The 21,715-nt window shown below is 55.3% G+C and carries 19 protein-coding genes; 13 read left to right on the top strand and 6 right to left on the bottom strand.

Annotation, left to right across the window (positions count from 1 at the left end; translation table 11 throughout):
- Positions 1-64: 64 nt before the first annotated feature.
- Positions 65-1,738 carry a Rieske (2Fe-2S) protein gene (locus TMES_RS07080; protein WP_085580843.1) on the top strand — a complete coding sequence of 558 codons (1,674 nt, stop codon included), beginning with the start codon at positions 65-67 and terminating at the stop codon, positions 1,736-1,738.
- 125 nt (positions 1,739-1,863) lie between these two features.
- Here the strand turns inward: TMES_RS07080 and TMES_RS07085 are convergent, their stop codons facing one another.
- A complete protein-coding gene (locus tag TMES_RS07085) occupies positions 1,864-2,658 on the bottom strand; it encodes an SDR family NAD(P)-dependent oxidoreductase (RefSeq protein ID WP_085580845.1) in 795 nt (264 codons plus the stop codon).
- A gap of 223 nt (positions 2,659-2,881) precedes the next feature.
- Here TMES_RS07085 and TMES_RS07090 point away from each other — a divergent pair, with 223 nt between their 5' ends.
- From TMES_RS07090 to TMES_RS07100, 3 genes are all read left to right on the top strand, one after another.
- Positions 2,882-3,727 (top strand): AAA family ATPase, encoded by an 846-nt coding sequence (locus TMES_RS07090; RefSeq protein ID WP_085580847.1) that lies wholly within the window; start codon positions 2,882-2,884, stop codon positions 3,725-3,727.
- A gap of 3 nt (positions 3,728-3,730) precedes the next feature.
- Positions 3,731-4,915 carry a vWA domain-containing protein gene (locus tag TMES_RS07095; RefSeq protein WP_085580849.1) on the top strand — a complete coding sequence of 395 codons (1,185 nt, stop codon included), beginning with the start codon at positions 3,731-3,733 and terminating at the stop codon, positions 4,913-4,915.
- 92 nt (positions 4,916-5,007) lie between these two features.
- Positions 5,008-5,952: a bifunctional helix-turn-helix transcriptional regulator/GNAT family N-acetyltransferase gene (locus TMES_RS07100; RefSeq protein WP_143589560.1), complete on the top strand. Its 945-nt coding sequence runs from the start codon at positions 5,008-5,010 to the stop codon at positions 5,950-5,952.
- A 29-nt stretch (positions 5,953-5,981) separates the two neighbouring features.
- On the opposite strand, the gene TMES_RS07105 is transcribed toward TMES_RS07100, so the two are convergent.
- Positions 5,982-6,398 carry an Lrp/AsnC family transcriptional regulator gene (locus tag TMES_RS07105; RefSeq protein ID WP_085580853.1) on the bottom strand — a complete coding sequence of 139 codons (417 nt, stop codon included), beginning with the start codon at positions 6,396-6,398 and terminating at the stop codon, positions 5,982-5,984.
- Between the two features lie 149 nt (positions 6,399-6,547).
- Here TMES_RS07105 and TMES_RS07110 point away from each other — a divergent pair, with 149 nt between their 5' ends.
- The 4 genes from TMES_RS07110 to TMES_RS07130 all read left to right on the top strand — a co-directional run bounded on the left by TMES_RS07110 (position 6,548) and on the right by TMES_RS07130 (position 11,392).
- A complete protein-coding gene (locus tag TMES_RS07110; protein ID WP_085580855.1) occupies positions 6,548-8,221 on the top strand; it encodes a M20/M25/M40 family metallo-hydrolase in 1,674 nt (557 codons plus the stop codon).
- A gap of 205 nt (positions 8,222-8,426) precedes the next feature.
- Entirely contained in the window at positions 8,427-9,464 is a 1,038-nt protein-coding gene (gene glpQ, locus TMES_RS07115) for a glycerophosphodiester phosphodiesterase (protein WP_085580856.1), read from the top strand.
- Positions 9,465-9,657: 193 nt separating this feature from the next.
- Positions 9,658-10,260 (top strand): NAD(P)H:quinone oxidoreductase, encoded by a 603-nt coding sequence (gene wrbA / locus TMES_RS07120; protein WP_085580858.1) that lies wholly within the window; start codon positions 9,658-9,660, stop codon positions 10,258-10,260.
- Positions 10,261-10,528: 268 nt separating this feature from the next.
- Positions 10,529-11,392, top strand: a complete 864-nt coding sequence (locus TMES_RS07130) for a pirin family protein (RefSeq protein ID WP_085580862.1) — start codon at positions 10,529-10,531, stop codon at positions 11,390-11,392.
- Between the two features lie 202 nt (positions 11,393-11,594).
- Here TMES_RS07130 and TMES_RS07135 read toward each other — a convergent pair whose 3' ends face one another.
- Both TMES_RS07135 and TMES_RS07140 read right to left on the bottom strand, forming a co-directional pair.
- A complete protein-coding gene (locus TMES_RS07135; RefSeq protein ID WP_085580865.1) occupies positions 11,595-12,512 on the bottom strand; it encodes an anti-sigma factor in 918 nt (305 codons plus the stop codon).
- Positions 12,509-13,045 carry an RNA polymerase sigma factor gene (locus TMES_RS07140; RefSeq protein ID WP_085581255.1) on the bottom strand — a complete coding sequence of 179 codons (537 nt, stop codon included), beginning with the start codon at positions 13,043-13,045 and terminating at the stop codon, positions 12,509-12,511. Before TMES_RS07140 ends, TMES_RS07135 begins: the two co-directional genes overlap by 4 nt.
- Before the next feature lie 151 nt (positions 13,046-13,196).
- Between TMES_RS07140 and TMES_RS07145 the strand changes: the two genes are divergently transcribed.
- A complete protein-coding gene (locus TMES_RS07145; protein ID WP_085580867.1) occupies positions 13,197-13,865 on the top strand; it encodes a hypothetical protein in 669 nt (222 codons plus the stop codon).
- Between the two features lie 322 nt (positions 13,866-14,187).
- On the opposite strand, the gene TMES_RS07150 is transcribed toward TMES_RS07145, so the two are convergent.
- The gene (locus TMES_RS07150; RefSeq protein ID WP_085580869.1) at positions 14,188-15,405 is read right to left on the bottom strand and encodes an NADP-dependent isocitrate dehydrogenase; all 1,218 of its coding nucleotides are present in this window, start codon (positions 15,403-15,405) and stop codon (positions 14,188-14,190) included.
- A gap of 322 nt (positions 15,406-15,727) precedes the next feature.
- Entirely contained in the window at positions 15,728-16,381 is a 654-nt protein-coding gene (locus tag TMES_RS07155; RefSeq protein ID WP_245835253.1) for a TetR/AcrR family transcriptional regulator, read from the bottom strand.
- A gap of 115 nt (positions 16,382-16,496) precedes the next feature.
- Here TMES_RS07155 and TMES_RS07160 point away from each other — a divergent pair, with 115 nt between their 5' ends.
- The 4 genes from TMES_RS07160 (at position 16,497) to TMES_RS07175 (ending at position 21,638) form a co-directional block, all read left to right on the top strand.
- Complete coding sequence (locus tag TMES_RS07160) at positions 16,497-17,600, top strand: HlyD family secretion protein (RefSeq protein ID WP_085580871.1); 1,104 nt, start codon at positions 16,497-16,499, stop codon at positions 17,598-17,600.
- Positions 17,600-19,531 (top strand): DHA2 family efflux MFS transporter permease subunit, encoded by a 1,932-nt coding sequence (locus TMES_RS07165; RefSeq protein WP_245835243.1) that lies wholly within the window; start codon positions 17,600-17,602, stop codon positions 19,529-19,531. The genes TMES_RS07160 and TMES_RS07165 overlap by 1 nt, the downstream gene beginning before the upstream one ends.
- Before the next feature lie 583 nt (positions 19,532-20,114).
- A complete protein-coding gene (locus TMES_RS07170) occupies positions 20,115-20,717 on the top strand; it encodes a TetR/AcrR family transcriptional regulator (protein ID WP_085580873.1) in 603 nt (200 codons plus the stop codon).
- Positions 20,718-20,933: 216 nt separating this feature from the next.
- Complete coding sequence (locus TMES_RS07175; protein WP_085580875.1) at positions 20,934-21,638, top strand: hypothetical protein; 705 nt, start codon at positions 20,934-20,936, stop codon at positions 21,636-21,638.
- Positions 21,639-21,715: the final 77 nt, after the last annotated feature.

The following is a 21,715-nucleotide window of genomic DNA, read 5'->3' on the forward strand; positions in this document are numbered from 1 at the left end:
TGAAAAGGCAAGAAAAGCGGCGTAGCTTGTTTTTGAAAGAATAATCTTTAGAAATGAGGTCGCCATGCCATCGTCTGATCAAACTGGAAAACAGCCAGCCCTGTCCCTGTTGCCGGATGTATCCCGCGCGCAGTCCATTAATGGGGGCTGGCAGGCGGCCACGACCATGGCAGAACTTTCAAAAACCGGGCGTAAACTGGTGCGCCTTAAAGGGTGCCAGATTGCGATTTTTCAGACCGATACCGGTTTATATGCGTGCAACAATCGCTGCCCGCACGAGGGGTTTCCCCTGATGGAAGGCGCAATTTCGCAGGGCTGTGTGCTGACATGCAATTGGCATAACTGGAAATTTGACCTTGAAAGTGGCGATACCCTGACGGGGGGCGATAAATTGCGTCGTTACCCGGTTCGGCTGAGTGATGATGGGACCGTGGAGGTGGATATGAGCGAACCGCCAATGGCGCAGCAACGCGACCAGATATTGGCTAATCTGGACGTTGCCCTGCATGAATATGATTATTCCCGCCTTTGCCGCGAACTGGCCCGCCTGGATTTAATCGGCGCGGACCCGCTTGATGCAATTCGTGTGGCCTTTGCCTGCCGTATGGACCGTTTTGAATATGGCACCACCCATGCCATGCCGGGGGCAGCCGACTGGTTGGCATACCGGGCAGAACTTTCCGACGACCGCGAACGTTTGGCCAGCCTTGCCGAAACCATCGGCCATATTGCGTGGGACAGCCGCTATCGCCCGGTTTATGCCTTTAGCGCGGATGTAAAGGACTGGTCAGAAACCGGCTTTGCCGCAGCGGTTGAGGCCGAAGACGAAAACACCGCCATCGCCCTGGTGCGCGGCGCACTGGCAGCGGGTTTGACCTGGGATGATCTGCGCCCGGCCTTTGCCCGCTGTGCCATGCGCCATTATGCCGGGTTTGGCCATTCGGTTATTTATGTCTCTAAAATCGCGCCGTTGCTGGCGTTATTGGGGGCGCAATCGCTGGAAAGCCTGATCCTGCCCTTAACCCGGCATTTATGCAGCGTCACCCGCGAAGACCTGATCCCCGAGTTTCGCGCCTTTAATGTTGTTCGCAAGGATTGGGACAGCCTTGTTGCCAGTGAACCCGTGACAAAAGACGATTTTTTGGGGTTGCCTGTTGCGCGTGTTCTGGCGCGTATTCGCCGTTCGGCGGGCGATGTGCAAGGATGTTATCACGCCTTGCTGGGGGCGGCGGCCTGGCAGGTGCGCCATTTTGACCACCGTGTCATGTACCGTGCCGATATGCCGATTGGCACAAATGTAAACTGGCTCGATGTTACCCATGCCCTGACAACAGCACAGGCCGTGCGCGAACTGGCAACCGACATGCCCGAATTGTGGGCCGATGGCCTGTTGCAAATTGGCTGTTTCATTGGTCGCAACACCAAATATGTAAATGACGAAACAGGCCAGGCCGATGATGCCGCCATTGCCGCCATTGAAGATAATGGCGATAGCGATGCCATCCTGAAAAACCTGTTGCATAAGCGTGTGCTGGATCATGGTTGCGATGATTATATTGAACCCGTGCATCGCCTTAAAACCATCATGATGGCGCGCGCCGAACTGGCCGCTTTTCCCGATGCGCCGTGGCGCGATGATTTGCTGGTTGCCGTGAATCGCTATGTGAATGGCGAATTTCCCCGCCGTCGTGCCTTGCGCACCGCCCATCAATCGATCAGTTTTGTCGGCCGGGAATAGGCGATTATCGCCGCGTCCCCCAACGCCCCTGCGTCCCGCGTTCCCGGCTGACAAATAACCCCGTTCCGGCGTAAAAACCGGAACGGGGTCAATTTTACGGAACGTCGTTCTGGATGGCGACCAGATCAGGCGATGCTGTCGACCACGCCGCCATCAACCCGCAACGCTGCACCTGTGGTTGCCGATGACAGTGGCGATGCTACATAAACCACCAGATTGGCAACTTCCTCGACCGTGGCAGCACGTTGAATGATTGATGTCGGGCGGGCCGCCATGACAAATTCACTGGCGACGTCTTCAACCGGCTTGCCGGTTTTTTTCACATCATCGGCCAGCATCGCAATCACCCCTTCCGACAGGGTCGGTCCGGGCAGAATGGCATTTACCGTCACACCCGTGCCTGCCATACGCTTGGCAAGGCCGCGCGACAGCGACAGATAGGCTGTTTTCGTCACCCCGTAATGGATCATGTCGGCAGGGATATTAAGGCCCGATTCAGATGACAGGAACAACACCCGGCCCCAGCCCTTTTTCTCCATGCCCGGCAAATAGGCGCGCGACAGGCGCACACCGGACATTACGTTAACATCCATAAATTTCTGCCAGTCGCTATCGGGCGTTTCAAAAAAGTCCTGCGGGCCGAAAATGCCGACATTGTTCACCAGCACATCCACATGCGGCACGGCCTTTACCAGCGTGTCGCATCCTTTCGCTGATTCCAGATCGGTCGCAACACCGCGAATGCTGGCATCGGGGAATTGGGCTTTTAATTTTGCCACAGCCTTGGCGGTTTTGTCATCCTTGCGGCCATTAACGATAATTTCGGCACCCGCACCGGCCAGCCCGGCGGCAATGGCAAAGCCAATGCCTTCGGTTGATCCGGTAACAAGGGCGGTTTTACCAGTCAGGTCAATTTTCATATCGGGGTCCTTGGGTTAAATATAGTTTACCGTAAGGTAATATTTCAAAAAGGGTCGGCAAGGCGGCAGGGGTGGCAAATATGTTTGCCCGCGTGGAAATGGGGGCGGTCAGCAGGACCCGAGTAGGCCGCAAACACGGAGAAGGGCTTTAAATTGCATTCTTGCTCAAAGCTGTTGAACACCTTAGGGTGACGTAAACGTCAACCTCTGTTGCAGGGCAATAATGAAATTTAAAGGTACCGAAAATTACGTTGCGACCGAAGATTTGATGGTCGCGGTCAATGCGGCCATCACGTTGCAGCGCCCGCTTTTGGTCAAGGGCGAACCGGGCACGGGCAAAACCGTGCTGGCCGAGGAAATTGCCAGGTCGCTGGGCAAAAAGCTGATCACATGGTCGATCAAATCCACCACCCGCGCCCAGCAGGGATTGTATGAATATGATGCGGTATCGCGCCTGCGCGACAGCCAGTTGGGCGACGAGAGGGTGCATGACATTGCCAATTATATTGTTAAAGGCAAGCTGTGGGATGCGTTCGAGGCCGATGATGCCCCGGTATTGCTGATTGACGAAATCGACAAGGCCGATATCGAGTTCCCCAACGATCTTTTGCAGGAACTCGACCGGATGGAGTTTTATGTTTATGAAACCCAAAAGATGGTCACGGCGGTAAACCGGCCGATTGTCATCATCACATCGAACAATGAAAAAGAACTGCCCGATGCGTTTTTGCGCCGCTGTTTCTTTCATTACATCCGCTTTCCCGATGCCGATACCATGATGCAAATCATCGATGTGCATTTCCCCGACATTCAAAAACGTCTGGTGGCCGAGGCCCTGAACCTGTTTTACGACATGCGCGATGTGGCGGGACTGAAGAAAAAACCGTCGACATCGGAATTGCTCGACTGGCTCAAACTCCTGATGGCTGAAGACCTGCCGCCCGAAGCCCTGCGCGCCAAGGATACCAAATCATCGGTGCCGCCGCTTCATGGGGCGCTTTTGAAAAACGAACAGGATGTGCATCTGTTTGAACGCCTTGCCTTTATGGCGCGGCGCGAAGGGCGCTAGACCATGTTTATCGGCTTTTTTTACAAGCTGAAAGACGCCCGCGTGCCGGTTTCCCTGCGCGAATATTTAACGTTGCTGGAGGCCGTGGAGACGGGCGTTGCCGGGTATTCGGTCGAGGATTTTTATTATCTGGCCCGTGCCACCCTGATAAAAGACGAGCGCAACCTTGATAAGTTTGATCAGGTGTTTGGATCGCATTTCAAGGGCCTGTCATCGCTGACCGACGCCGGGGACGAAATTTCGGCGGAAATCCCGGACGAATGGCTGCGCAAGCTGGCCGAGAAATATCTCAGCGAGGAAGAAAAGGCGCAAATCCAGTCGCTGGGTGGCTGGGACAAGCTGATGGAGACGTTAAAGCAACGTCTGTTAGAACAGCAAAAACGCCATCAGGGCGGCAATAAATGGATCGGCACGGCGGGCACATCGCCCTTTGGGGCCTATGGCTATAACCCCGAAGGGGTGCGCATTGGCCAGGATAAATCGCGCCATCGCCGCGCGGTTAAGGTCTGGGACCGGCGCGAGTTTCAAAACCTTGATGACAGCGTGGAAATAGGCACGCGCAACATCAAGGTTGCCTTGCGAAAATTGCGCAAATGGGCGCGCACCGGGGCGGCGGACGAGCTTGATTTGCCCGGCACCATTCGCTCGACCGCGCGGCAGGGCTGGCTTGATGTACAAATGCGGCCCGAACGGCACAATGCGGTTAAGGTATTGATGCTGTTTGATATTGGTGGCTCGATGGATGATTATATTCGCGTGTGTGAGGAGCTGTTTTCAGCGGTAAAAACCGAATTCAAACACCTTGAATACTATTATTTCCACAACTGTCCTTATGAAGGGCTGTGGAAAGACAATGCCCGCCGCCGCAGCGAACAAATATCCACCCTTGATGTCATCAACACCTATTCCAGCGATTACAAACTGGTCTTTGTGGGGGATGCCACCATGAGCCCCTATGAAATCACCTATCCCGGTGGATCGGTCGAACACTGGAATGCGGAAGCCGGGCAGGTGTGGATGCAACGCCTGCTCGATCATTTCAACCATAGCGCCTGGATCAACCCGCACCCCGAAAAATGGTGGCACTACACCCCTTCAATCCAGATTTTGCACAAGCTTATGGCCGGGCGGATGTATCCGTTAACCCTTGAAGGGTTGGACCGGATGACGGGCGCGTTGAACCGTTAGCACCATTTAACGGCAACGCTATTTTCAACGGGTCTGGTTTTAGTTATAAAGTTGTATGATGCAACTTTATAACTGGGCCGGTTATGGATGAAATGACGGTTAACCCCATTCGCGAGGCCTCGCGCCGTTTGGTGCGCGAACTGGGTTTTATGAAACCAACCCTTGCCGGGACGGATATGCCGCCTTCGTCTGTTCATACGCTGGTCGAAATCGGGCGGCGGGGGATCCTGACGGCATCGGAGCTGTGCGAGGTGCTGGGGCTTGAAAAATCAAGTGTTAGCCGCCTTGTGCAAAAGCTGGTGCGGGCGGGTGAGCTGGTCGAGGGGGCTAGCGCGCATGACGGACGGGCCAAGCCGCTTTGTCTGACGCCCAAAGGGCGCGAAACTTTAGCCCGGATCGATGCCTTTGCCAGTGCGCAGGTGCGCGCGGCCCTGCAATGCCTTCCGCCTCACAGTCATGCCACGGTGCATCAGGGCATGGGGGCCTATGCCGATGCCTTGGCAGCAAGTCGCACCAAAACACCGGTTTTGGCAAATCCAGCCCCCAAAATTATGCCGGGATATCAGCCGGGCATCATCGGGCGTGTGGTGGAAATGCATGCGCATTATTATGCAAACATATCGGGTTTCGGGGCGTTTTTTGAAAGCAAGGTGGCATCGGGCATGGCCGAGTTTGCCGGGCGGCTGGACCACCGGGTTAATCAGATATGGGCGGCAACGGACGGTGGCGGGCATGTCGTTGGCTCCATCGCAATTGATGGCGAAGACCTTGGCGATAACAGTGCCCATTTGCGCTGGTTTATCGTGGGCGATGGACAGCGCGGCAGCGGTGTGGGCCGCGCGTTGCTTAGACAAGCCCTGTCATTTTGCGATGCTTGCGGGTTTGCCAAAACCCGGCTTTGGACATTTAAGGGGCTTGATGCCGCCCGTAAACTTTACGAAGCCAATGGCTTTATTCTTGAAAATGAACAAACCGGCCAGCAATGGGGAACAGAAGTGACAGAGCAGACATTTGTACGGGATTATCAGGCCGGGTAATCTTAACCACTTGCTGGTTCTCGCTACCGTCACGCAGGCCCCAAAAACAGATAGGTTTCGGTTTTGGCGATGCCGTCCATACTGCGGATATGGGTGACGATGCGGTTAAATTCCGGCAGGCTGGCCACCTCTACCTCGGCAATCAGGTCCCATTCGCCATTGGTGGTGTGAAGGGCGCGAAAGCCAAGGGTTTTGCGCAATGTTGCCACCAGCGCCTTCACATTGCGGCCCGAAAGCTCCATCATCATCACCCCGCGAATGGTGCCGTCGCTGGCGTCATCGCGCAGCCTTACTGTGTAACCCGCAATCGCGCCGGTTTCCTCCAGCCGCGTCATGCGTGCCTTGACCGTGCCGGGGGCAACGCCCAGAAGGTCGGCCAGTTTGGGCACCGATGCGCGGGCATTAATGCGCAATTCGGCAATCAGGCTGCGGTCCAGATCATCCATTTTGGGGTTCCGTTGCTGTTTTCGGCAATTTATCTGCCGATTTACGCAGTTTATATCCTGAAATTGCCCTAAATTGGCATTTTTATTAATCCGGTGACAGGGTAATTTGGGTCAACCAACCCAAAAACAAATCAGGGCAGCGCACCGTCATGGCGACCATATTTTCCCCTTGGGCCCCCGAGGCCCGCACCCGCGAAATTGCCGAACGCCTGACCCGCTGGCCCAGTGTGACCGGCACCAAAGACGAGGCCGATTTTGCCGACAAGCTGGTCGGGCTGTTGCGTGAAATTCCCTATTTTCAGGAAAACCCCGACGACATTGCGGTGATTGACAGCCACCTTGTCGCCAATGGCACGGCGATGGCAAAAAATGTGGTGGCGCTGGTGCGTGGCCAGGGGCGCAAAACCATGGCAATGGCGGGACATTTTGATGTGGTATCAATTGAAAATTACCACGATTTGCAAGATCTGGCTTTTTCGCCGGACGAACTTTGCAAGGCCCTGATCAAGGATTTATCGGCGCGCAATGATTTGACGGCCAAGGAAGAACTGGCGCTAAAAGATTTGCAAAGCGGCGATTTTATTCCCGGGCGCGGGCTTTTGGACATGAAAAGCGGCGATGCTGCCGGGATTGCCTTTCTGGAGCATTTCTCGCAGCAGGCAGACCGCAATGGCAATGTTGTTTTGTTTCTGACCCCCGATGAAGAACGCAATAGCTGCGGCATGCGCAGCCTGCGCAATGCGCTGCCCGATTTGGTGCGGCGTTGGGATATTGATATTGTTGGCGGCATTAACCTGGATGCTAGTAGCGATTATGAAAATGGCGACATTGGGCGGGCGATTTTTCATGGATCGATCGGCAAAATAATGCCCTTTGCCATGATTGTTGGCCAGCCCACCCATGTGGGATACCCGTTTGATGGCATCAGCGCGCACGTGATTAGCGCCGAAATTATGCAGGCGATAGAGGGCAATACCGACCTTTCCGATACTGCGCGTAACGTTATGGCCCCGCCGCCGGTATGCCTTGAATGCCGCGATTTGCGCGAAAATTACGAAGTCACCACGCCGGAACATGTGTGGATGGCGTTTAACTGGCTGATACAGGGCAAAACATCGACCGACGTTTTGGCCGAGTTTGGCGATATTGTCGAGGTTGCCGCCAACCGGGCGCTGGCGCGGTTGTTTGAGCGGGCAAAAATCCATGCGCAGGCCAATGGCGAACCCGCGCCGATGGCCTATCGCCCGCTGGCGGTTGTTTCTTATGCGCGCTTAATCGACATGGCCCGCGATGTGGGGGGGGAAGCGGCCCTTGCCCGCATTGGCGCGGTCGAAGAAGAATATCGCTATAGCAATAATCCGCTTTTGCGCTCGCGCGTGCTGGTGCAAGCCGCAATGGCCGAGGCCCGCCTTTTGGCCCCGGCGATTGTAACGGGCAATGCCAGCCTGCATTACCCCGCCGTGCATCTTGATACCACCCGGCCGCTGGACCGCGAATTTATCGATGCCATTCATGAAGCCCGACAGGTGATTGAAGCCCGCCATAATACCAAAATTGTGGATCGGGGCTATTTTGGTGGCATTTCCGATATGTCGTTTTTCGGAAAGTGTCCAGAAAGTGACGAATCGAAAGTGATTGCCGAAAACACCCCGGTGGGCGAACTGGTCGATCATCCGGCGGTGGATGCGCTGGAATATCCGGTGGTTAATATTGGCCCGTGGGGGCGGGAATATCATCAACGTCTGGAACGGCTCTATGCACCCTATTGTTACCGGGTTCTGCCTGATTTTCTGGCCGAAATTGCGGCAAAACTGCTGGCATAGCGGGGCAAATGTGCAGATTGCCGGGTAAATTTGTATTTTACCCGGTTCCGGGCGTTTCGGTTTGTGGCCATTTTAGCGGGCCACATTTGTCTAAACCGGAAGGTGTCATAAAATAAACACCGCATGACGCCATTGAACTGCCTTGATCCTGCCGCTTGCGCACGTCAGTATCGCGCAAAATCGTTTCGGGATTAAGGAGTTGCAGATGTTTAAGGTAATGGCGCTGGCAGCGGGACTGTTTTGTGCGGCCCTTGTGCCCGCCACGGGGGCCATGGCACAGGCCATAACCGACGATCATGTTGTGATCGCGCATCGCGGGGCGTCGGGTTATTTGCCGGAACACACCTTGCCAGCGGTGGCGTTGGCCTATGGCATGGACCCCGATTTCATCGAACAGGACGTGGTGATGTCCAAGGACGGGGTGCCGGTGGTGATGCACGATATTCACCTTGATACCACCACCGATGTTGCCAAAAAATACCCCAAACGGCACCGCAAGGATGGCCGGTTTTATGCGATTGATTTTACCCTGGCCGAGCTGAAGACCCTTAATGTGCATGAACGGGTTGATGCCAAAACCGGCAAGCAGGTTTATGGCGACCGCTTTCCGCTGGAATACAGCATTTTCAAAATTCCGACCTTTGAAGAAGAAATCAAACTGATACAGGGCCTCAACAAATCCACCGACCGCGATATTGGCGTTTATGCCGAGGTTAAGGACCCGGCCTGGCACCGTGCGCAGGGGCAGGATATTTCCAAAGCCGTGATCAAGGTGATGGAAAAATGGGGTTACGGCACGCGGGAATCCAATGGCTATATCGAGTGTTTTGACTGGAACGAAACCAAACGCATCAGAAACGATCTGAAATATCAGGGCCGTATGGTGCAGCTTTTGGGTGAAAACAGCTGGAAAATCGCCCCGAATGTTGATTTTGATTTTTTGAAAACCGACGAGGGTGTTGGCGAAATGGCCAAGGTGGTCGATGCCATCGCCCCGTCGCTTGATCAGGTGATATCGGGGTTAAGCGAGGATGGCCATGCGGTGATGACACCGACCCTTGTTGCCGCCCAGCGCCGCCATTTGCCCGTACATGTTTACACCCTGCGCGCCGACCAGTTGCCGCAATGGGCCGGGGATTTTCGCATTGTCATGACCGCCGTGTTTGATGATGCCGGAATCGACGGTGTGTTTACCGATTTTCCCGATCAGGTTGTCGATTATCTGGCAGCAACGCCGCAATAAACCTTGTGCTTGCGCGCGCAGGACGTTGATTAAAATTCAAAGAGGCCGGATGCAGAAATGTTCCCGCCTTTTTGCCATTTTGGGGCGAAATTCACTGTTTCCAATCTCGCCCTTTTCGTTGCCGGTCAAACAGCCCATCATGCCTTTGACGTGACCAGATCAAATGGTCCAACCCTTAAACAGGAGTCGCGCAATGGCGAAAGTATTGGTGCTGTATTATTCGATGTATGGCCATATCGAAACGATGGCAAAGGCGGTGGCCGAGGGGGCGACCGGCGTTGCGGGCACCACGGTTGATGTTAAACGTGTGCCCGAAACCATGCCCGAAGATGTTGCCAAAGGGGCGGGTGCCAAACTTGATCAGGATGCGCCGGTCGCAACCGTTGCCGAACTGGCCGATTATGATGCCATTATTTTTGGCGTGCCAACCCGTTTTGGCAATATGTGCGGCCAGATGCGCACCTTTTTGGACCAGACCGGCGGCCTGTGGGCACAGGGCAAGCTGATTGGTAAAATCGGCTCGGTTTTTGCCTCGACGGGCACCCAGCATGGTGGACAGGAAACCACCATCACCTCGACCCACACAACATTGTTGCATCAGGGCATGGTGATTGTCGGTGTGCCTTATAGCTGCACCGGCCTGACCAAAATGGACGAAATCACCGGCGGCTCGCCCTATGGCGCAACCACGCTGGCCGGGGCCGATGGCTCGCGCCAGCCCTCGGAAAACGAGCTTGAAATTGCCCGCTTCCAGGGCAAACATGTCGCCGAACTTGCAGCCAAACTGGCCAGCTAGGCTGAACTTGGCACGGAAATTACAATTGTTCTGAAATTCTGCCGCGGGCCGCTCTTTGCAAAATAAAGGGCGGCTTGCTGCGTTTTTGGCATTTGAGCGGGCGGTTTGGCATCGGCAGGCTGTTATTGTTCGCATCGGGAAACAATGCGGTGCCGCATCGGGCCTTGTTAATCGGGCGGATTAAACCGATTTTAAAGGCAGAAAACAGTGCCAATTGACCCCCTGCGGTGATGCCATCGGGGCGGGTCCCGGACACGGAGAATGAAAAATGACTGATACCGTTGAACGCCGCAAGGTCGCCCGCATCATCCGGGCGATGGATACATCTGACGGGGCCGGTGTGCGCCTGAAACGCTCGGTCGGGTCGCCCGCCCTTGAGATGCTCGACCCGTTCCTGATGCTTGATTCCATTTCCAGCGACAAGGCCGATGATTATATCGCCGGTTTCCCTGAGCACCCGCATCGTGGTTTTGAAACCGTGACCTATATGGTCGAAGGGGCGATGCGCCATAATGACAGCATTGGATCGGAAGGTGTTTTGCGCTCTGGCGGGGTGCAGTGGATGACGGCCGGCAGCGGAATTATTCATTCCGAAACACCGGAACAGGAAGCTGGCCTTTTGCAGGGCTTTCAGTTGTGGATCAACCTGCCCGCAAAGGACAAAATGCGCCGTCCGCGCTATCAAAACCTTGAAGCCGACCAGGTTGTTGAAATCAGCCCGGACCGTGGTGTTGATATTCGTCTGGTCGCAGGCAAGGCATTTGGCAAAACCGGCCCGGTTTCGGGCATTGCCACCAAACCGGTTTTTATGGATGTTAAACTGGCCGCCGGGGCCGAAGTAACCCTGCCGGTGCCCGATGGTCATGCCGCGTTTGTGTATGTGTTTATTGGCGATGGCGAAGTTGCCGGTCGGGCGGTGGCAACCCACCATCTGGCAGTTTTAAAAGACGGCAATTCGGTTTTGTTAAAAGGCGGTGCCAAAGGCGGGCGGATGTTGCTGATTGCGGCGGCCCCCATCAACGAACCCGTCGCCCGGCATGGCCCGTTTGTGATGAATACCCGCCAGGAACTGATGCAGGCCTTTGAAGATTTTCAAAAAGGCCGGTTTGTCCGGGCCAAAGCCACCGGCTGATACCAGATATTTATGAGAATGACGCAGGGAGATCTGGTTGGGCGCGACGGCGCCGCACGGGCAGTGCCGCGAAAGGCAAGGCCACGATGCGCCCGCCCGCCGATTGAGGGCTGAAAATGCGATGACAACAAAATAACGGGCGCGGGGTTAAATCCTGCGCCCGTTATTGTTATTTCTGTCCGCCGCGTAAAATACAGGCCGATTACAGGTTTTGATGTGCGGCCAGTGCTTCGGTCCCCAAATCCACGGCGGGCCCTGGAAACAGGCGATAAACCGTTTGCCAGCCTTCTTTCGGGTCACGACAGGCGCGGCCAAAAAAGGTAATTGGCTTTTCCTGGCCCAAATCAATATTGGCGCGATATTCGCGGCAAAAACGCCCTTCTAACTGAAAGGTGCGCAGGGGTTCGATGGTGGTTTTGCCGATTTTTTCCGAATTGGTGGCAAGGGCAGCATATTTGATCTGGCCGCTTTGCGTGGTTTCCAGCGTTTCGTTAATCAGCATATCCAGCCCGGCATTATCGACCTTGGTGTCGCTGCCATTCGCGGCAATTACGGGGGCCATTGGCAATGTGGTGCGGCCATACCAGCCGCCAGTAACAAACGCCACCGCAACGGCGGCGGCAATACCGGCACCGGCCCACCAGCGCGTGGTTTTGGCACCATGAAGTGAGGTGTGGGCAGACCCGGCGTTGGGGCGGGTCGCCACTTGCTGGTGCGAAGGGTGGGATGTGTGCGATTGATTGCGCGGCGTAAAATGTGCCACTTGCGGGTTTTCGCGACGGACAAGCGATTGCGAAGCCGCCCCGTCCTCTTCCATCACGCGGGCCTGCATTTCAAGGGCGGTATGCACGGTGATGTCGCGCGCACCGGACGATGATGCGTCCGCGCCAAAAGCCGTGTCGAGGATGGCATCGATCCGGTTTTGAAGCGGGTCGGGCACGGTGTCGTCCGCCGGGTTTTCCAAAATATCAGCTTGCAGCGCCATAATTTCCAGACGCGCGCGCAGGGCTTCATCGGTATCGAGACGCTGTTCCAGCGCCAGCCGGGCAGGCGGGTCCAGTTCGTCGTCAAGCCATGCCGATATCAGCAAATCATCGTTTGGCGTAAGGGTCGTTGTCATGGAGTCCCCCGTTTTATATCGCGCGGTGGCACAGCGTGATCGGCGTCATGCAAATCAACCAGCGCACGGCGGGCGCGGGCGACGCGGCTCATCACGGTGCCATCGGGCACTTTTAAAATCTCGGCAGCTTCGCGGTAGCTGTACCCTTCGATCAATACCAGCGTCAGCGCCGATCGCTGATCTGCCGGAAGGCTCGCCAGGGCCGCGCGTAAAAACACGCGATCATTGCCCCCGTGGCCCTGAACCGGCATCCCTGCCTCGCGCGCATCCTGAAGCGAAATAACGTTTCCCGCCCTTTGTGCGCGCCGTTTTTCATCTATCCATGTGTTTTGCACAATTTTAAACATCCAGCTGTCTAACCGGGTGCCAGGCGTAAATTGTGCAAGGCTTTCAACAGCCTTCATATAGGCGTTCTGCACCAGATCCTCTGCGGCGACGGCGTCGCGGGTCAGGGACCGGGCAAAACGAAGTATGCGGGGCAACAGGCGGGACATTTCGTCTCGCAGGGCCGGGTCGAACCTATCTGTCTGCATGGCATCCATATAAGTCGGTTAATGGGACAACGTACCGGGTCGAATTTTTATTCCGCACATTTTTTAAAAAGTTTTTGGAAGAATTAGGGCAACGTGAACGTTGTTCCCTCAAGAGCAGACAAAATCAGGGTTTCGCATCGGGAGAAAGCGGATGGCCCAGGGACAGATGGCGCTGCTTAAACGGTTATTGCAAGGCAGTGTCAGCAGCGTTGCAACGATTGTTTTGGCGGTAACGCCCTTGTTGGCCCATACGGCGCGTGATGGCTTTTGCCCCATTACCACGCAGACGGCGGGTACCACAGGGAACGCAGATACAGATATTTGCGCGCATCATATTTCGGCGGGGGCCGGGACATATGCGGGCAGTATGCAACGGTCAGGTGGCGGTATTTCTTTTGATACGGCATCGGGCCCGTCTCCCAATGGGGACGACGCGGTTGGTGCGCCAGACAATGGTTCATTGCCGAAAAGTGGCACGGTGGCAAACGGGTATGCCGGGCCCCGATACAGTGAGGGCGCAAACGCGTTAAGCGATTTGCCGCCCGGTATGGGGGATCCTTCAGGCATGGCGGGGGAATTGCCCCATGTCATATGGCACGTTTTTGGCGCACCGGCCGGGTCGGACATTGGTTTGGAACAGGAACGCAAGTTTATCAGGGACGGTTGGCCAACATCGCCGCAAAAAATCGGGCATAAAAATGACCTGGTGGCGAATGAGCCAGCAACGAAATTATGCAATGACGGGAAATGCCCCGCCATTGTCGCGCCGCAAGGCGCAAAAGGTGTCACGGGAAGCACGACCGGGACTAGCGGCACCTGACGGCTCGAAACGTTTGATTCTGTCGTTTCTGAGCCCTGCCGCTCGTTGGGACACGTGCAAACTAATGCCCCGCCAGATTTACTCTGGCGGGGTTTTTTTTGACCAAATCATAAAATGACGGCACTGGCCGGCCCCGCCGTTTTCGCCTTTTCCCCTAACGCCCCGGCGTTAAAAGGTTGGCATTGCTGGTGCTAAATTCCGGCTACCGCCCAGCCCTGATCGACCAAACGGGCAGGGCAGGAACTGTCTGAATTTCTTAAAACAAAACCCCGCCAGAAATTAATCTGGCGGGGTTTGTCAGCTTGGCAAAACTGCCGGGCAATTACATGCTCATGGCTTTTTTCAAACCTTCGTCCAGTTTGTCGAGGAACTGGGTGGTGGTCAGCCATTTCTGGTTCGGGCCGATCAGCAATGCCAGATCCTTGGTCATAAAGCCGGCTTCGACGGTGTCGACGCAAACTTTTTCCAGGGTTTCAGCAAATTTGACAACTTCCGGGGTGCTGTCAAACTCACCACGGTATTTAAGGCCCTGCGACCATGCAAAGATCGACGCAATCGGGTTGGTCGAGGTTTCTTTGCCCTGCTGGTGCTGGCGATAGTGACGGGTCACGGTGCCGTGGGCGGCTTCTGCTTCAATGGTCTGCCCATCCGGGGTCATCAAAACAGAGGTCATCAGACCCAGCGAGCCAAAGCCCTGTGCCACGGTGTCAGACTGAACGTCGCCATCATAGTTTTTGCAAGCCCAGACGAAACCACCATTCCACTTCATCGCACATGCAACCATGTCGTCGATCAGGCGGTGTTCATAGGTGATGCCAGCGGCTTTGAACTTGTCGGCGAATTCTTCCTGGAAGACTTCTTCGAACAGGTCCTTGAAGCGGCCATCATAGGCTTTCATGATGGTGTTTTTGGTCGACAGGTAAACCGGCCAGCCAAGGTTAAGACCATAATTCAGGCTGGCGCGGGCAAAGCCGCGGATGCTGTCATCAAGGTTGTACATTGACATGGCAACGCCCGAAGACGGGAAATCAAACACTTCGTGTTCAATGGCTTCGCCGCCGTCAGCTGGCTGAAATTTAATTGTCAGTTTGCCCGGGCCGGGCACCTTGAAATCGGTCGCACGGTACTGGTCACCAAAAGCATGACGGCCAATAACGATCGGCTGGGTCCAACCTGGCACCAGACGCGGCACGTTGGAACAAATGATCGGCTGGCGGAAAACAGTGCCGCCAATGATGTTGCGGATGGTGCCGTTCGGCGACTTCCACATTTTTTTCAGGCCGAATTCTTCAACGCGCTGTTCATCAGGGGTGATGGTTGCACATTTAACACCAACGCGAAATTCCTTGATGGCGTTTGCCGCATCAATGGTGATCTGGTCGTTGGTTTCATCACGTTTCTGAACGCTGAGATCGTAATATTTCAGGTCAATATCAAGATACGGCAGGATCAGTTTGTTCTTGATGAAATCCCAGATGATCCGGGTCATTTCATCGCCGTCAAGCTCGACGACCGGATTTGCTACTTTAATTTTTGTCATGCAAATATACTCCCTTTCTGGCCGCTGCCAGGTATCAGCGCGGCTGCCATTTGACAAGATCGGTCAAATTTCATCCGGCGCGCGAGGGAGCGCCCTGGCCGCGTCGGGAGAACGCAACATACAGGATGCGAACGCAAAATCAAATAGGCTGGCTTAACTTCCCTCGCAAGTTCTTTTCGTCGCAATATGCCTTAAATAATCCTTGCTGGCGGGGGCAGGGTAAAGGGCACGCACGACGCGTTGAAAATCATTTGTTTTGCCGGTTCGCCGCCGGGCATGGCCCGGGCGGCTTTTGCTGATTTTCCGGCAGATGCTGCGGCATTTATACCAGCGATGACGGGGCTTTTCCCGGATCAATCGGCGCGCCCAAACCATAACCGGCCAAAAACATATCGACCGCAATCGTCACATGTTCGATCAAATCAGGCACGCGTGGTTCCCAGCCAATAAAGGCCATTTGCCGGATATCGTAATCGGCTTTGATCAGGCTGGTTAAAAAGCTGGCGGCCAGTTCGGGGTTGCCCTTGGGGAAATTGCCCAGTTTCATTTGCTGTTCAAAATAATCTGACAGCAGGCGGCGGCCGGTCATAAGGCCGCTTTCGTAAAAGACCCGTCCCAAATGGGGGAAACGCGGCACTTCTGCCAGAAACATCCGCATATAGCGCAGCGTGTCTGACAGGGTCAGGACCGTCATCAGGTTTTCGCCAAATTTAATTAATGTATCGCGCAGCGGTTCTTGTGAAATTGGCAAATCACGCATGATTTTGGTCACGCGCCCGGTGCAATTGCGAATCACCGCTTCAAAAACGCCGTCCTTGTTGCCAAACAATTCATAGATGGTGCGTCGTGATCCGCCGGCTTCGGCGGTAATCATTTCCAGGGTCGTTCCTGCCAGCCCGTGTTCACAAAAAAGTTCACGCGCAGCCTCTATGATTGCTTCGCGGCGCTTTTCTGTGCGCGGGTCCATTTTTTTCATTTCAGACAAGGTGCCATTCCCTTTTTGGATCAATTTAATTCTTGACCGGGGTACTGGCTGGTACCATATTACGCGAAATGGTACTAATCAATACCAAAGGGAATGAAGCTGGAAAATGAACGTTAAAAAAATTCTGCTGCCCGTGATTGCCATAGCCGCAATCGGCGGCGGGGCCTATTACGGTTTTTACTGGGCGACCGAGGGTCGCTATCACGAAGAAACCGACAATGCCTATTTGCAAGCCGACCAGGTGGCGATTTCGCCCAAGGTTTCGGGCTATATTGACCGGTTGCTGGTGGAAAATAACCAGACCGTCAAAAAGGGTGACCTTTTGATGGTGATCGGCGATGAGGACTATCAGGCCAAATTCAATCAGGCCAAGGCCGCGTTTGAATCGCGCATGGCCGCCCTTGATACGATGGACAAACAAATTGCCCTGCAACAGGCCTCGATTGATCAGGCGGCCGCAAATGTTGCCATTTCAAAGGTGGATTTGAACACCACCGGCGAAGATTTTGACCGCTATAAAGACCTGGTCAAAAAGGGGGCCGCCAGCCGCCAGAAATATGACTACGCCGTTGCCGACCGCAACAAGGCCGTGGCGCAGGTAAATGCGGCCAAGGCAACCCTTGCGGTGCAGGAAGGCCAGCTTGAAGTTTTAAAAGCGCAAAAAATCGAGGCCGAACGGGCCGTGTCCGAAGCCAGTGCCGATGTTGATCTGGCCCAGCAATCGCTTGACGATACCCGTATTTCCGCCCCGTTTAATGGCGTGATCGGCAATCGCTCGGTGCAGTTGGGGGCTTTGGTGCAACCTGGTCAGCAATTATTGCTGCTGGTGCCGCTGCCCGGCGTTTATGCGGTGGCCAATTTCAAGGAAACCCAGATCGGCCATATGGCACCGGGCCAAAAGGTGACGATTGACGTTGACGCCTTTCCCGATTCAGAAATTACCGGTGTCGTCGAAAGCTTTGCCCCGGGAACCGGCGCCCAATTCAGCCTGCTGCCACCTGAAAATGCCACCGGCAACTTCACCAAAATCACCCAGCGTGTCCCGGTGCGCATCAAACTTGATCCAAGCCCCGTTGCCGATGCCTTGCGGCCCGGCCTTTCGGTGGTCGTGAATGTTGATGTGCGCGATGCCTCGGGCGAAATGCATGCCGCGGGTACCGGGCTTGCGCCTAATCAAGCCCTGATCCGCGAAGTATCGGAGCTGCAATAATGGCCGATGACCCCCGGAGTTCGGATCGCGCACCGGCGGCAACGCCCGATGCCCGCGCACCGAATGCCCCAGACCACAACAATCAGGCCGCAGGCTTGCGCGCCAGCCCAACCGACCGTGCGGTTTTAAGTTCCGTTTCTGTCGCAGGGCGCGGGCAGGGCAATGTTGAGGCGCGTGATAATGCCGATATCGACGCAGGTGCCAGTGCCGATGCCGGTGCGAGCGCTCGGATGCAGGATGACGGTCATCGTGATGGGGCAACACACGCCACACACGCGGAACCGGCGAAATCACACGTGGTTCGGTCGTCTGTTCCGGCATCTGGCGGCACAGGTGGTGCTGGCGGGTCTGGCAACGGTGCCAAATCTGGCGGCGGCGCACCCCAGGGGCCCGACCATGTAGATCCGCTGCATTTTATTGGCTGGATCGCCATGGTGATCGGCATGTTTATGGCGATCCTTGATATTCAGATCGTTGCCAGCTCGCTTGAAGATATTCAGGCCGGGTTATCGGCCAGCCCCGATGATATTGGCTGGGTTCAGACATCTTATCTGATCGCCGAAGTGGTGATGATCCCGTTGTCGGGGTTTTTGTCGCGGCTGATTTCTACGCGCTGGCTGTTTGTGCTGTCGGCGGCGGGTTTCACGATCATGAGTGTGTTTAGCGCCATGGCGTGGTCGATCAACAGCATGATCCTGTTTCGCGCGTTGCAAGGTTTCCTTGGCGGCGCGATGATCCCGACGGTTTTTGCCACCACCTATATCATTTTCCCCAAAGCCCGCCAGAACGGAGCCAGCGTGATTATTGGTTTGATTGCGACCATGGCACCGACGGTGGGGCCAACATTGGGCGGCTATTTAACCCAGTCGTTATCATGGCACTGGCTGTTTTTGATCAATGTGGTGCCGGGCATTATTGTCGGCGCGGTTGTTGCGATGACCCTGCATATCGACAAGGGCGATCGATCATTGCTTAAAGGCTTCGACATCGAAGGTCTGGTGGCGATGGCGGCTTTTCTCGGCAGTCTGGAATATGTGCTTGACGAAGGGCCGCGCAATGACTGGTTCGACGACCGGGCGATCATGTATGGCGCGGTGATTTGCACCTTGTCGGGGCTGTATTTTTTGTGGCGGATGTTTACCTACGAAAAGCCGATTGTCGATCTAAGCTCGTTTGCGGATCGCAATTTTTCCATGGGCTGTATTTTCAGTTTCACCCTGGGCATCGGTCTGTATGGCAGTGTTTATATTCTGCCGCTTGAACTGGCCCGAATTCGCGGGTTTGACAGTCTGCAAATCGGCACCATCATGGCGGTGACAGGGGCGTGTCAGTTTTTGTCGGCGCCGATTGCCGGGCGCTTGATGCGGGTTTTGCCATTGCGGGTGTTGCTAGGCTTCGGTTTGGCGCTATTTGCTCTGGGCGTTGGGCTTAACGGGTTTCAAAACAGCCAGCTTGATTTTGACGAATTGCTGGTTCCCCAGGCGATCCGCGGTTTTGCCCTGATGTTTTGCATGTTGCCGATTACCAGTCTGGCTTTGGGCACCTTGCCGCATGAGAAAATCAAGAACGCTTCAGGCCTGTTTAACCTGACGCGTAACCTTGGTGGTGCGATCGGTCTGGCCTGCATCAACACATTAATTGATAATCGCTCCGATCTGCACTGGGCACATCTGGCGGAATATATCAATCCCGCCAACCCGATGTATCAGAAATACCTTAATACGCTTACCGCCCGGTATGATTCCCTTGGTGTTGCCGAACCGGCAGCGGCGGCGATGAAATCGATCAGCGGTATTTTGACCCGTGAATCAAATATGATCGCCTTTAACGATGTGCATCTGGTGATGGCGGCAGCGTTTGTTTTCGCCCTGATTTTGCTGCCATTGGCGAGAAAACCAAAACCCCAGGGGGCTGCTGCCCCGGCCCACTGACCCCGCTATTGGCTTTTTCCCGATACGGGAAACAGCCTGACGATAAAACCGCGCATGTTCTTCCCCCCCCCGACCCCGCCTGCGCGGTTTGCCTTGCCCCCGAATTGCCCGGTCTGTCCGGTGCGGTTCGGGGGTTTTGGTTTTGGGGGCAAAGCATGACAGAACAAAAAACATCGGTTCGCCAAGCTTGCAAAACAGCTTGCGATTATTCCCTGTTTGCGGCGAGCCATGCCTGCCGTCGATGCCGTGCCGCTCGGGTTGTTTTTGTCCCGGTTCTGGTCTGGGACTGCTGCGCCATGGACGGTCTTTCGCAAACACGCAGGAGTCTTCGTTAAATTTCCCCGGAACCTTGCTCAATATGGGGCAGATCTGGCGGGCAAGGGGTGCTCACGCGGTGCTCACGGAAAGGTGTGATGTGCCTTTTGCATCCTTGAGTCAGGGGCCGTTATTTAAGCAGGTAATTGATTTTAAAGATAAATAAATTGCGTGGTCACCCGTCGGGATTGGCAAATTCTCCACCCGGAACCAGGAAGGGCCTAAAGAGACGATTGCCAACTTACTAACTGATAAGTAAGTTATCTTCATGACCCAAAAGACATCACCCAAAGCACTCGAAATTATTGATCAGGCGCGACTTTTGATCGCCAATGGCGGGTATAACGGTTTTAGTTATGCCGATATTGCCAAGACCCTTGGCGTTACCAATGCCAGCATCCATTACCATTTTCCGGCCAAGGCTGATCTGGTGAAGGCTGTTGTCATTCAGTATCGGACATACTCCCACCATCAGCTTGCGCTGGCGCGCGCAGAAGACGACGATCCGGTCCGGCTGTTGCGGCTTTTTGTCGGCTTTTGGGAACATTGCCTGCGAGAAGGACCATGGCCGTTTTGCATTTGTGTGATGCTGGCCTGTGAATTGCCCTTGATCCCTGATGCCGTTGCCGATGAAGTTCAGGGGCATTTCGATGATTTGTCTGGCTGGCTGACCGAGGTGATGGCGCAGGGGCAGGCGCGCGGGCTGCTTGAGCTTCGGGCCGGACCAAAGGTTGAGGCCCGCATCCTGATGACGCTGGTTCACGGCTCCATGATTTCCGCCCGGGCCGCACGCGACCCCGCCCTTTACGGGGCCGTTGCCTGGCCTGCATTGCAGCGGCTTTTGGTCGGAACGCCAAACGTCCCGACATAAGCCGTAACGCTCTATCTCGCCCGCCGGGAAAGTCTGCCCGCATGCCGGTTTGCCGCCATGCCGGGCCACAGCTTCCCCCATGATCTGAAATTCCCGTCAAGCGGCATGCCGTACTGACGCGAAAACGACCCTGCCTGGCCAATTCACCCGAATTGTGCTGGCCGGGAACGCTACTCCTTTGCCTGTTCTGTCCCCCGATCCATAGGAAAACCATCCATGAAACCGTTTATATTTGCGACTTTCGCCGCCATTGGCCTTTCGGTTGCCTTTACCCCGCTGGCGTCTTTTGCCAATGCCGCCCCAACCCCGGAACATTTACGCGGGACCATCGCATCAATTACTCCGCAGTCGCTGGTGATCCATACCCGCGATGACAAAGACGTCACCGTTATCCTTGATGATCAAACCAGCTATTCCGCCGTGGTTAAATCCAGCCTCGATGATATTACCGAAGGCAGCTATATCGGCACGGCCACCAAAACCATTGGGTCGAAGCTGATCGCGCTGGAAGTATCGATATTTCCGCCCGAAATGCGCGGTGCCGGTGAAGGCCATTATGCCTGGGATAAAATTGCCGATACCACGCTTGCTGCCGGTGCCGCGACCGCCAGTGCCATGACCAACGGTAATGTCACAACCGTTGCCAGTTCCGGCAAAACCGACGTCAATAGTGCCATGACCAATGGCAATGTTGCCACCGCTGCTGCCAAAGGCGGGCTGACGGTTTTGAATGTTACCTACAAGGGCGGCAAGCAGACGGTTCTTGTGCCGCCAACCGCCCCGGTTGTTGCCCTTCAGATCGGTAGCAAGGCCGATCTGGCAACAGGGGCAGCCGTTTTTGTCGTCGCCCTTAAAGACGGCACAACAACAACCGCCAAGCTGGTTGCCGTTGGCAAAGGTGGCGTAATCCCGCCGATGTAAAGAATAAACCTTTGCGCGCCTGGGTGGGGTTTGCACGATATCGGCAGGCCCCACCGGGCGGCAATACTCCCCGGTTT

The sequence above is a fragment of the Thalassospira mesophila genome, assembly GCF_002115755.1.
Classification (GTDB): Bacteria; Pseudomonadota; Alphaproteobacteria; order Rhodospirillales; family Thalassospiraceae; genus Thalassospira; species Thalassospira mesophila.